This window comes from Nocardia sp. PE-7 (genome assembly GCF_030486425.1).
Lineage (GTDB): Bacteria > Actinomycetota > Actinomycetes > Mycobacteriales > Mycobacteriaceae > Nocardia > Nocardia salmonicida_A.
In genome coordinates this window covers 3,843,780-3,854,322 of the sequence record NZ_CP129614.1, presented here as the reverse complement: position 1 = coordinate 3,854,322, position 10,543 = coordinate 3,843,780, and the positions used below count along the sequence as shown (strand labels likewise).

The 10,543-nt window shown below is 68.5% G+C and carries 13 protein-coding genes; 7 read left to right on the top strand and 6 right to left on the bottom strand.

Annotated elements, in window-relative coordinates; all coding sequences use genetic code 11:
• The first annotated feature begins 49 nt into the window (after nucleotides 1-49).
• Complete coding sequence (locus QX204_RS18275; RefSeq protein ID WP_301908030.1) at nucleotides 50-850, top strand: ABC transporter permease; 801 nt, start codon at nucleotides 50-52, stop codon at nucleotides 848-850.
• 74 nt (nucleotides 851-924) lie between these two features.
• Here QX204_RS18275 and QX204_RS18270 read toward each other — a convergent pair whose 3' ends face one another.
• The gene (locus QX204_RS18270; protein ID WP_056809774.1) at nucleotides 925-1,260 is read right to left on the bottom strand and encodes an RNA polymerase-binding protein RbpA; all 336 of its coding nucleotides are present in this window, start codon (nucleotides 1,258-1,260) and stop codon (nucleotides 925-927) included.
• 275 nt (nucleotides 1,261-1,535) lie between these two features.
• On the opposite strand from QX204_RS18270, the gene QX204_RS18265 reads away from it, so the two are divergent.
• On the top strand, nucleotides 1,536-1,862 hold the full coding sequence (locus QX204_RS18265; RefSeq protein ID WP_101467383.1) for a hypothetical protein: 327 nt from the start codon (nucleotides 1,536-1,538) through the stop codon (nucleotides 1,860-1,862).
• Between the two features lie 77 nt (nucleotides 1,863-1,939).
• Here the strand turns inward: QX204_RS18265 and QX204_RS18260 are convergent, their stop codons facing one another.
• Nucleotides 1,940-2,950: a hypothetical protein gene (locus QX204_RS18260; protein ID WP_301900941.1), complete on the bottom strand. Its 1,011-nt coding sequence runs from the start codon at nucleotides 2,948-2,950 to the stop codon at nucleotides 1,940-1,942.
• 104 nt (nucleotides 2,951-3,054) lie between these two features.
• Nucleotides 3,055-3,906 carry an SDR family oxidoreductase gene (locus QX204_RS18255; protein ID WP_301900940.1) on the bottom strand — a complete coding sequence of 284 codons (852 nt, stop codon included), beginning with the start codon at nucleotides 3,904-3,906 and terminating at the stop codon, nucleotides 3,055-3,057.
• A gap of 114 nt (nucleotides 3,907-4,020) precedes the next feature.
• On the opposite strand from QX204_RS18255, the gene QX204_RS18250 reads away from it, so the two are divergent.
• The gene (locus QX204_RS18250) at nucleotides 4,021-4,623 is read left to right on the top strand and encodes a TetR/AcrR family transcriptional regulator (RefSeq protein WP_301900939.1); all 603 of its coding nucleotides are present in this window, start codon (nucleotides 4,021-4,023) and stop codon (nucleotides 4,621-4,623) included.
• A 56-nt stretch (nucleotides 4,624-4,679) separates the two neighbouring features.
• Here the strand turns inward: QX204_RS18250 and mqo are convergent, their stop codons facing one another.
• Nucleotides 4,680-6,122, bottom strand: coding sequence for a malate dehydrogenase (quinone) (mqo, locus tag QX204_RS18245; protein WP_301900938.1), 1,443 nt, complete (start codon nucleotides 6,120-6,122; stop codon nucleotides 4,680-4,682).
• A gap of 90 nt (nucleotides 6,123-6,212) precedes the next feature.
• Here mqo and QX204_RS18240 point away from each other — a divergent pair, with 90 nt between their 5' ends.
• The gene (locus QX204_RS18240) at nucleotides 6,213-7,115 is read left to right on the top strand and encodes a LysR family transcriptional regulator (protein ID WP_301900937.1); all 903 of its coding nucleotides are present in this window, start codon (nucleotides 6,213-6,215) and stop codon (nucleotides 7,113-7,115) included.
• A 3-nt stretch (nucleotides 7,116-7,118) separates the two neighbouring features.
• Here the strand turns inward: QX204_RS18240 and QX204_RS18235 are convergent, their stop codons facing one another.
• Nucleotides 7,119-7,784 carry a M23 family metallopeptidase gene (locus tag QX204_RS18235; RefSeq protein WP_301900936.1) on the bottom strand — a complete coding sequence of 222 codons (666 nt, stop codon included), beginning with the start codon at nucleotides 7,782-7,784 and terminating at the stop codon, nucleotides 7,119-7,121.
• A 279-nt stretch (nucleotides 7,785-8,063) separates the two neighbouring features.
• Between QX204_RS18235 and QX204_RS18230 the strand changes: the two genes are divergently transcribed.
• Nucleotides 8,064-8,402, top strand: a complete 339-nt coding sequence (locus QX204_RS18230; RefSeq protein WP_301900935.1) for an ArsR/SmtB family transcription factor — start codon at nucleotides 8,064-8,066, stop codon at nucleotides 8,400-8,402.
• On the opposite strand, the gene QX204_RS18225 is transcribed toward QX204_RS18230, so the two are convergent.
• The gene (locus tag QX204_RS18225; protein ID WP_301908029.1) at nucleotides 8,384-9,358 is read right to left on the bottom strand and encodes a glycosyltransferase family 9 protein; all 975 of its coding nucleotides are present in this window, start codon (nucleotides 9,356-9,358) and stop codon (nucleotides 8,384-8,386) included. The genes QX204_RS18230 and QX204_RS18225 overlap by 19 nt on opposite strands.
• A gap of 162 nt (nucleotides 9,359-9,520) precedes the next feature.
• Between QX204_RS18225 and QX204_RS18220 the strand changes: the two genes are divergently transcribed.
• Both QX204_RS18220 and QX204_RS18215 read left to right on the top strand, forming a co-directional pair.
• Complete coding sequence (locus tag QX204_RS18220) at nucleotides 9,521-10,105, top strand: HdeD family acid-resistance protein (protein WP_301900934.1); 585 nt, start codon at nucleotides 9,521-9,523, stop codon at nucleotides 10,103-10,105.
• Nucleotides 10,106-10,184: 79 nt separating this feature from the next.
• Entirely contained in the window at nucleotides 10,185-10,535 is a 351-nt protein-coding gene (locus tag QX204_RS18215) for a hypothetical protein (RefSeq protein WP_301900933.1), read from the top strand.
• Nucleotides 10,536-10,543: the final 8 nt, after the last annotated feature.

Sequence of the window (10,543 nt, the reverse complement as noted above, 5' to 3'; positions counted from 1 at the left end):
CGACCTGCCGGTCCAGTCGACCACCCCGCGGTCGACCGGCCCCGAGGAGATGGAACCGCGGGCCCGGTTCGTGCGTGACAGCGCGATCGTCGCCTACCGCAACCTGCTCACCATCCTGCGAGTACCGACGCTGCTGGTCACCGCCACCATCCAGCCGCTGATGTTCGTGTTCCTGTTCGCCTACATCTTCGGCGCCTCGCTCGGCGGCGATCAGTACCGCGAATTCCTGCTGGCGGGCATCTTCACCCAGACCGTGGCGTTCAATGCCGCGTTCACCACCGTCGGGCTGGCCGGTGACCTGCAGAAGGGCATCATCGACCGGATGCGGACGCTGCCGATGTCGCGGCTGGCGGTGCTGATGGGACGCACCCTGTCGGACCTGGTCGTCAATATCGTGAGCCTCGGCGTGATGTCGGTCTGCGGGTACATCGTGGGCTGGCGCATCCACGGCAGCTTCGGCGACGCCGTGATCGCCTTCTCGATCATCTTGTTGTTCGCGTTCGCGATGTCGTGGGTCGGCGCACTGACCGGTCTGGTCTCGCCGACGGTGGAGGTGGCACAGAGCGCGGGCCTGATCTGGCTGTTCCCGCTGACGTTCATCTCCTCGGCGTTCATCTCCGCCGAAACGCTGCCCGGACCGCTGCGCGCCATCGCCGAATGGAACCCGATCACCGCGGTCTCGGCAGCGGGTCGCAAGCTCTTCGAGAACGACTCGCCGCCCACCTTCGTCCCGGCGACGGGGTGGGCCGCGGAGAACTGCATCCTCTACGCGATCATCTGCTCGCTGGTCATTCTGGCCATCGCGATGCCTGCCGCCCTCCTGCAGTACCGCAAGGTCGCGAGCCACTGACCGAGCCCTCGAACGCCGAAGGCCGCCTTCCCCGGTGGGGGAGGCGGCCTTCGGCGTTGTGCGGTCGAACCGTCTTACCCGCGGCGGCGGGTCTTCAGGATGTCGAGGCGCTCTTTGAGCAGCTCCTCGAGCTCCTCCTTGCTGCGACGTTCCAGCAACATGTCCCAGTGGGTGCGCGGCGGCTTGACCTTCTTGGTCTCCACGGAGGTGCCCTCCATGAGCTGCCCCTCCTGGCCGTTACGGCACAACCAGGTGGGCGGGATCTCCGCGTCGTCGGCGAACGGGACGTCGAATTCCTCACCGTTGTCGGTGCGGTAGCGGGCGATCCGGCGCGGGGCCAGGTCGTGGTCGCGATCGGTCTCGTAGCTCACCGCTCCGAGCCGACTGCCCCGGAGTACGCGATCTGCCATGTGTGCTCCTGTAATTTTTGGCGGCTTGCGCCGCGGGTTCCTGTGCCTGTCGGCGGCCGGCGGCGCGGTTCTCGGCGCCGAACTCGCCGAGAACAGGTCGTCGTAGTACTACGTCAACGCACGGGAAGTCTGAACTGTTCCATTGTAGTCGTAGGGCTGGACAGGGCGTTCGACCCCCGAAACGCGCAGCGTCGCCTCGACCGACATCGAGAGGGTGCCCGCTCAGCGAGACCTGAACCGGCGAAGACCGGTGCGGGCCGATAGGGTTTCCGATCATGTCGCGCAGTCGCCTGCTGTCCTGCCTGTGGTGCGGGCGGGAGATCGTGGATTCGGAGTCCGGTCGGCGTCGCCGCTATTGCCGCCAGTCGTGCCGCCAACGTGCCTACGAACACCGCAGCAGTCTCAAGGGAACCGGGATTCCCGAGGACGCGGTCGTGCTGACCGCGCAGGAAGCCGCGGATCTGGCGGATCGGTGGTTCGCGGCGCGGTGTGCGGCCGAGGACGTGGCGACAGCGGTGGGCGAGGGCGCCTCCCCGGCGGAGTTGGCGCAGTTGAGCGCGACGTTGCTGCAGTTGGCTCGGGAAGCCGAACGGCTCCGCTGATGGCGCGAAACCCCGCGCTTCCCACTGTGATTCGGTGGGCGACACGGGGCCTCGGCATCGGGCGGGCGACAGCGGCGTCAGGTCGACAACGCCTCGCGCGAACGTAGGTACACGGCCGTGACGCCGCCTGCGACGAACAGCGCGAGGGCCGCGGCGGCGCCGACGGTCGCGAGGTCGGGGCTGGTGAGGGCCTGTCCGCGCAACGCCTGCCAGGCCACCAGCGTGAGCAGGCCGAAGTAGCCGAGGACGGCGACCACGAGCAGGGCGGCGCGGGTCGTCTCGGTGCGCAACCAGGCATATCGAGGCGCGAGGGCGACCAGGACGACGGCGAGCAGGAGCAGCACCTGGATGCCGTGCAGGCCGACGAAGTGCGGGATGCGCAGGTCGCCGCCGATGGTGCTCCAGTGGGTGACCGGCATGCCCGCCGCACTGTCACGTGCTGTATCGCCGGGCCGCACCGTGTGACCGGCCACCAATCCCACCACGGTGCCGTCGGCCTGGCGGACGAGCTGCGGCCCGGTGAGCCCCATCAGATACCCGAGCGCCATCCCGGTCACCGCCAGCCACAGCCCCGCCTTCAAGGCGATCCTGGTCGGCTGGTCGGCCAGCTTCTGCCAGGAAATGATCACTGCCAGGACGAGATTGGCGAGGAACAATCCGGGCACGCCGGAGGCGAACACCTGTTGCCCGATCTCGTTGACCGGATCGGCCGAGTCGTTGAAATGGCTGAACGTCCCGCGTGCCGCCTGGATCGCGATGAACCCCACATCGACGACGCCGGTGATCGCGAAGACGGTGCCCAGCCACCAGGTGGCCCGCCGCCCGCGATGCGGCAGCCGCAGAATCCAGGCCAGGGTCACGCCGTAGAGGGCGAAGGCGAGGCCGAACTTGGCAGGCTTGAGCCACACCGACTCGCCGAGCAGCAGCCGGTCGTCGACCACCATTCCGACGATCGACACCACGACCAACGCGGCCATGAGCGCGGAGTTCACCAGCAGCGGGCCGTGCCAGGGGACGCGGTCGGTGCCATCGCGCGCGGTGTGGAACCTGATCCGGGACAGGGTGTGGGTGAGGTCGATCGTCGCCATGGATCGAAGGTAGAAATCCGGTGCGCCACACCACGTCCCGCTACGGAACGGTTCGTCCCCGATACTCGGGTACGGGTCGTCCTACCTGGGTTCTAGGGGTTGTCTCAGATTCCCATGCGCCAGATCGCGGCGTCGACCGCGCGGGGGGAGACGAGCGCGAGTGCCTGCAGAACACGGGTGTAGGTCGGGTACAACTCGACCGGACGGGTCCGGATCGCGGTGGTGATCCAGTCGGCGGCCTCCTCGGCCGACAGCGCCGCCGCGTCGGCGTATTTGCCGGTGGGTGCGATCATCTCCGTGCGGACCAGCGGATAGCCGATCGTGGTCACGTGCACGCCGCGGCGCCGGGTCTCCGCGCCGAGACTGCGTCCGAACGCGCCCAGCGCCGCCTTCGACGCGTGATAGGCGGTGAACAGCGGCATCGACCCGGCGGCCACGCCCCACGTCGCGACATTGATGACGTGTCCGGTGCCCGCGTCGAGCATCGACGGCAGCAGTCCCATGGTGAGCCGCGTCGCCCCGAAGTAGTTCAGCGCCATCGTGCGCTCGTAGTCGTGGAACCGGTCGGTGGTGTCGGCGGCGCCGCGGCGGATCGAACGGCCCGCGTTGTTCACCAGGACGTCGACGGTTCCGAACTGCTCGAGCAGCGCCTTGGCCAGTGCGTCGTTCTGCTCGGCGTCGGCGAGGTCGCAGGTGATCATCTCTGCATTCCCGCCGTCGGCGCGGACCGCGTCGCGCACCTCGGCCAGTGGTTCGGCGTTCCTGGCGACGAGAACCACCCGCGCCCCTTCCCCGCCGAGGGCATGCGCCGCGGCCTTACCGACACCCGAGGAGGCTCCCGTCAACACGACGGTCTTGCCCGCGATCTGCTGCCGCTCACCACGTACCCATCGCGCGAGCAGGCCGGGAAGTGCGGGCGGGTTGAGCAGCACCGATTGTGCGACTTCGGCGAACACGGGGACTCCTGTCGAGTCGAGCGGTGGGGGCGAACAGTGAATTGACTTAATAGTAAATTACAAAGCGGCCAATTGGGTGTCAACCGGCGGGGGGTCGAATGGTTGGATGGCTGGGTGAGCACAGCCGGTACCAAGGGCGTCCCGCGCCCCGAGCGCGAACAGCAGATCCTCGACGCGGCGGTCGCCGAGATCGGCCGTGTGGGTTACGCGGGGCTCTCCCTCGCCGACGTCGCGCACCGCGCCGGCGTGTCCAAGCCGCTGGTGTACACCTACTTCCACTCCAAGGACGGGCTCTACATCGCGTGCGTGGACCGGGCGGCGGGTGTGCTGTTCGACGCGATCGAGTCCGCGATCGCCGGGGCGGGTGGTCTCAGCAAGGCCGAACGTACCCTCGACGCGATCTTCGTCGCGCTGGCACCGCGCCCGCACGACTGGACCGTGCTCTTCGATCGATCCCACCCCGATGACGGACCCGCCGCCGACGCCGTTCGCGCGGCCCGTCGCCGGATCGCCGCCCAGGCCGCTCGCGGTGTCGCCGACGCCATCGGTGCCGTCGAGCTCACCGACCCCACCGACCTGTCCGCGCTGACCGATGTCTGGATGGGCGCGGTGACCTCGCTGGTCCTGTGGTGGTTGCGCCACCCCGATCAGACGGCCGCCCAGATGACCGCCCGCAGCCACCGCCTGATCGGCGCGCTCCTGACGGCCCCACGATGAACGCAATCCGCACCCCGACTGCTGCCGGGGTGCGGATTCTGTTGTGCGACAGACGCTTACGAGGCAACGCCCGTGGTCGCTCCGGCCGGCGGGAGCAATTCCGCGAGCAGTGGGGCCCATTCGTAGCGGCGTTCGGGGAAGCAGCGTTCGAGCAGATCCCGCATGATCGACGGCGCGATGGAGGCGCCGGGAGAGGCGCCGAGAAGCCCGGCGATGCTGCCGTCGGCGCCGGAGACCAGTTCGGTCCCGAATTCGAGTACTCCGCCGCGCCGAGGATCGGGTTTCACCAGCTGGGCGCGTTGCCCGGCCTGGATCAAGGTCCAGTCGGCGGGGTCGGCGGTCGGGTAGAAGCGTTGCAGCTGTCCGAACTTGCGCCGGGGTGAGGCCAGCAGCTCGGTGACGAGGTAGCGGACCAGATCGAAGTTCCGCAGGCCGACCGCGACCAGCGGGACGATATTGTGCGGGCGCAGGGTGGTGAACAGGTCGGTGAGCTTGCCGTGGCGCAGCAGTCGGGTGCTGAATGTCGCGTAGGGGCCGAACAGCAACGCGCCCGCGCCGTCGACCTCGCGACGATCCAGATGCGGCACCGACATCGGCGGTGCGCCCAGCGCGGCCTGGCTGTAGACCTTGGCATGATGCTCGGCGACGACCTCGGGATTATCGGTCCGCAGGAACTGCGCACCCAGCGGGAACACTCCGTACCCCCGCACCTCCGGCAGCCCGGCCCGCTGCAACAGGCGCAACGCGTATCCGCCCGCGCCGACGAACACGAACCGGGCTCGCACCCGGAACCGCCGTCCACTGTCGAGATCGCGCCCGCGCACGGTCCACAGTCCGTCCTTGCCACGGGTGAGACCGGTGATCTCCCGATGCATCCGCACCGCGTTGCCCGCCGCGCGCATCGTCGACAACAGCGACCTGGTCAGCGCGCCGAAGTCGACATCGGTGCCCGCGGTGTGCCGGGTGGCCGCCATCGCCTCGCCGTCGGCCCGACCGCGCACGAGTAGCGGCGCCCAGTCGGCGATCACCGCGTGGTCCTCGGTGTACTCCATCTCCGCGAACGCGGGCAGTTCCCGCAGCGTCGCGTAGCGTCGGCGCAGGTAGGCGATGTCGGCCTCGCCGAACACCGCCGTGACGTGCGGTGTCGGGGTGAGGAACGTGGCGGGTTCCAGCTCGCCGCGGTGGGCCAGCGCGGACCAGAACCGGCGCGAGAGCGCGAACTGGTCGGCGATCCCGGCCGCCTTGGCGCCCTCGCTCGGGTCGGGCATGTAGTTGAGTTCGCACATCCCGGAATGTCCGGTGCCCGCGTTGTTCCACGGATGACTGCTCTCGGCCGCCGGTTCGCCGAGGCGCTCGAACAGTGCGATCGACCAGTCCGGCGCGAGTGTGCTCAGCAGCGCGCCGAGCGTGGCCGACATGATGCCGCCGCCGATCAGCACCGCGTCGAGAATGTCTTCGCCACTGCCGGATTCGGGCCGGATGGGTGTGGTGTCGTTCATTGTCGAACCTCCCGTGAGCTGTGTTCCCCTATCGTCACGCCGGGAGCAGTGATCCGTCCAACACGGAATCGCCGAGGATATGATCCGGATATGGATGATTCATCGGAGTCGGGAGCGCAGGCGCTGGCGCCGCTTCTCGCCGCCTTCGACGCGGCAGCCGAAGAAGGTCACTTCACCCGGGCCGCTCAGCGTCTCGGCGTGCCGCAGTCCTCGCTGAGCCGCCGCGTCAAAACGATGGAGCACCTACTCGGAGTGGCCCTGTTCCAGCCGGTCGGGCGCGGCGTCACGCTCACCCCGCAGGGTCGTGACCTCTATGAACGCACGCGCGGACTGGTGCGCGCACTAGACGACGCGGTGCACCGGGTGCGTGCCGACGCCGACCCCGACAGCGGGCTGGTGCGTTTCGGGTTCCCGCTCACGCTGGGTCCGGTCAGCATTCCCTCGCTGCTGGCGCAGTTCCACACCCGCGCGCCGCGGATCCGGCTGCATCTGGTGCAGGCACACGGCGAGGCGTTGGCCGAGCAGGTGCGCGACGGCAGGCTCGATCTCGCGGTGATGATCCCGCCCCCCGCCGACCTGCCGACGGTCGACCTCGGACGTCAGCGCATCGACCTGCACGTAGCGCGCACGCATCCGCTGGCCCGGCGCACCCGCGTCGACCTCGCCGAACTGGCCGAGGAGGCATTCATCGCGAATCCGCCCAGTTATCAGCTACGCACCCTGCTCGACACCTGGTGTGCCGCAGCGGGGTTCACACCACGGGTGGTATTCGAGATCACCGAGTTCGAGACCCTGCGCGCCCTGGTCGCGCTCGGGCAGGGGGTCGCGCTCCTGCCCGCCGCCGAGGTCGACAACCCCGACCTGGCGGTGATCTTCATCGATGGCGAACGCGACCGCGAGGTCGGCCTGGTCTCGGGAGACCATGACTCGACGCTCGCGGTCGCGCGGCTTCGGGAATTTCTGATCGCGCGTCGGGCGGCGATCAGTGGGTGAGGATCAGTCCTGGGCGACGCCGGCGTCGATCCCACGCGCGGCGAGCCACGGGTGCGGGTCGATCGGGGCGCCGTAGAGCGAGCCGTCCGGCACGTGCACCTCGTAGTGCAGGTGGGGGCCGGTGGAGTTGCCGCGGTTACCGACGGTGGCGATGGTGTCACCGGCGCTGACGTGCTGACCGACCTGAACCAGGATGTCGTTCACGTGGCCGAACACGCCGATGGTGCCGTCGTCCTGCTGGACGCGGACCCACAGGCCGAAGCCCGAAGCCGGACCGGCCTCGATCACGGTACCGTCGGTGACGGCGAAGATCGGTGCGCCGATCGGGTCGCCGAAGTCGATGCCGTTGTGCGCGGTGCCCCAGCGGGCGCCGTAGTAGGAGGTCAGCCTGCCGTTGACCGGGCGAACGGTCTGCGGGCGCGGCGGCGGCGGGGGAGCGATGAACGGCAGCGCCGGAAGTTCCAGGCCGACCGCTTCGCGGTGCTCTTCCCACGGGATCGGGGCGGAGGCGGGGACCTCGCCCTGCGGGCCCTGGGCCTCGGCAGGGGTGTACGCGGTGAAGCGGTACGGTGACTGGCCGGAGTTGATGGCCTCGGTGGCATCCGCGGCGATCGTGGTAGTGGGGACAGGGCTCTCGGGCTCACTGAAAGTGGCGACGGAGGTACCCACGAGTGCGGACAAAGCCACCGCACCCGCGACCACGCCTCCCCAACGACCTGCGAAGGCGTCGGAGACTCGAGCAGATAACGGGTTGGTCACGAACATGTCTAAGAACGTAGCTAAACCGTAACCTTCGCGGCGAATCCTGTGGCTGCGATCACGAAGCGGCAAAACCCCAGTTGATCTATAACAATAGCCTAACGATAGCTGGCATCCTCGGACTCACCGGGTGAAATGTCGCTGGTCAAGATCGTTGCCGAAATATCGCATCCCGGGGACACTGATTCAGTGGACGCTAACGGAGTCCGTGCCATCACGGCGTTATCCGACCCCACCCGGCGCGCGATCTTCGAATCGTTGCCGCAGGGTCCCCGGTCGGTGGCCGACCTCGCCACCGCTACCGGAATCACCAGTTCAGCCGCATCGCAGCACCTGCGCGTGCTGCGGGAGGCGCACCTGGTGCGCATGCGTCGCGACGGGAATCGGCACCTCTACTCCCTGGACCCCCGCGGGCTCAACGACGCCCGCGACTACCTCGACAAATACTGGCCGAGTGCCCTGGCGGCCCATGCCGCCGCGCTGCGCGATGCGGTCGGTGTCGACCCGGCTCAGCCCACGCGGCGGTAGCGCGACCTACCGGATTCGGCCCAGGCCTGTTTGTCCAGTTGCATGTCGACCGCCGAGATCACCTCGGGAACGCCGATCCGGAGCAGGCCCGGGTCGGGTGCGAGCCCGTCGGGATCGCCGACCTGTCCGGCCCACAGCACCGCGTGCCTGCCGAGCAGGTGTGCGGGCGGGCCGCCCCGGCGTGGCGGTCTGGGACCGAACAGCAGCACCGTGCGGGTGCCGAACGCTGTCGCCAGATGCGCGACGCCGGTATCGCCGCTGATCACGAGGGCGGCCTCGGCCACCGTCGCCGCGAGATCGGTGAGGTTCTGTCTCCCCGCGAGGACGCGGTCGTCGGGCAGGCCCGCTTGCGCGGCCACCTGTCGAGCGATGTCGTGCTCGAACGGGTCGCCGGTGAGCACCACGTCGCGGCCGAGCACCAGCAGGTGTCGCACCACCGCGGCGAAGCGTTCCGGCGGCCACCGGCGCGCGGGCGCACCCGCGCCGATGTGCACGACGATGCTGTCGCGGCGGCTGATCGAGGCCACCGGCGGAACCAATCCGAGGTTGCGTCGATCCGCGTCGATGCCCTCGCCTTCGAGTAGTCGGCACCACCGGTCGACCACATGTGCCTCCGGATCCCAGCGCGGACCGGCGAGCTTGGGTAAGGCGGGCGTTCGATGGCCGATGATCCGCTCGGCCCCGGTATCGGCCAGCGCTCGTGCGCTGGCGCCGTCGTGGCCGTGCAGGTTCACCGCCAATTCGGGCGCGGGACCATCCCAGATCAAGGCGGCCGGATCGGCGGTGGCGACGAGTTCGTCGACCGAGGAGATCAGGTCGACGATCTGCTCCAACCGATGCGGGGCCGCCAAGACGATCCGCTTGCGTGGTTCGGCCCGGCGCAGGGCACGCAGAGCCGGGACCGCGGCGAGAAGCTCACCGAGGCCCCGAGCTTGCAGCACGAGTACAACCGACACATTCTTCATCTACCCGAGAGGGTCGCCGACCAAACTTTTCGCCGCGGCAACGATGTGGCCGTCGGGTTCGGCAGCCGCGGCGGTCGGCGCAGCTGATCGCGACACGATTACAGCTCCAGCTATTTTCCGGGAAACGGAAGCAACCAGGCATAACATCTCGTTATGACGACAAATACCGTGATAGGGAGCCCGTTGACGGCTCTTGCCAAGAAGACCTGGCAAACAATTCTGGTCACCGGCCTCCTCGCGGTGGTCCTCGGCATCATCGTGCTGGTGTGGCCCGGTCCGTCACTGCTCGTGGCGGGCATTCTGTTCGGTATCTACATGGTTGTCAGCGGCATCTTCCAGCTGATCGCCGCCTTCACCCATCTGCCGAGCACCAGCTTTCGCGTGCTGTCCTTCATCAGCGGTGTGCTGTCGCTGATCATCGGCGTCTTCTGCTTCCGCGACGACCTGGCCTCGATCGTGCTGCTCGGGCTGTGGATCGGTATCAGCTGGCTGTTCCGCGGCGTGGCTGTGCTGTTCGCCGCGCTCTCGGAGTCGGGCGTGCCCGGGCGCGGCTGGCAGATCTTCTACGGCATCATCAGCGCGCTGGCCGGTGTCGTCTTGATCGTGTGGCCGATCTCGTCGCTGTCCACGCTGGTCTGGGTCGTCGGCATCTTCCTGATCATCATCGGTGTCATGGAGATCATCACCGCCTTCGGTGTTCGCAAGGACGCGCATCTGCTGGACCAGCAGGTGGGCTGAGCCTCCCCACGGAAGTTCGTCTGAACCGGCCGGTGCCTTCGGGCACCGGCCGCTTTCGTCTGAACTACGCTTTGCACCCATGGAATTCGTGTACAACCTGGTGGTCGTCACCCATCTGCTCGGCATGGCCGCGGTGGTCGGTGGCTACGTCGCGGGGCGCCCGGTGGTGTCGGAGCTGATGGTGTGGGGCGCTCGCGCGCAGCTGATCACCGGCGTGATCCTGGCCGGAATGGCCTCGGCCATCGACTCGCTCGACAAGGAGCCGGATACGGCGAAGCTGGCGGTGAAGCTCGCGCTCGCGGTCGCGGTGGCCGCGTTCGCCGAGATGGGCAGGGGTGATGCGAAGCGGGGCAAGCAGATCGACTGGATGACCGACGCCGCCGGTGGCCTCGCGATCGTGAACGTGCTGGTCGCGGTGCTCTGGACCTGAGCGGGGAC

What these genes read in the sequence shown, in the direction of transcription:
- QX204_RS18270 (WP_056809774.1), bottom strand. Translation starts at nt 1,260, where the DNA reads ATGGCAGATCGCGTACTCCGGGGCAGTCGGCTCGGAGCGGTGAGCTAC.
- QX204_RS18275 (WP_301908030.1), top strand. Translation starts at nt 50, where the DNA reads ATGGAACCGCGGGCCCGGTTCGTGCGTGACAGCGCGATCGTCGCCTAC.
- QX204_RS18215 (WP_301900933.1), top strand. Translation starts at nt 10,185, where the DNA reads ATGGAATTCGTGTACAACCTGGTGGTCGTCACCCATCTGCTCGGCATG.
- QX204_RS18260 (WP_301900941.1), bottom strand. Translation starts at nt 2,950, where the DNA reads ATGGCGACGATCGACCTCACCCACACCCTGTCCCGGATCAGGTTCCAC.
- QX204_RS18265 (WP_101467383.1), top strand. Translation starts at nt 1,536, where the DNA reads ATGTCGCGCAGTCGCCTGCTGTCCTGCCTGTGGTGCGGGCGGGAGATC.
- QX204_RS18240 (WP_301900937.1), top strand. Translation starts at nt 6,213, where the DNA reads ATGGATGATTCATCGGAGTCGGGAGCGCAGGCGCTGGCGCCGCTTCTC.
- mqo (WP_301900938.1), bottom strand. Translation starts at nt 6,122, where the DNA reads ATGAACGACACCACACCCATCCGGCCCGAATCCGGCAGTGGCGAAGAC.
- QX204_RS18220 (WP_301900934.1), top strand. Translation starts at nt 9,521, where the DNA reads ATGACGACAAATACCGTGATAGGGAGCCCGTTGACGGCTCTTGCCAAG.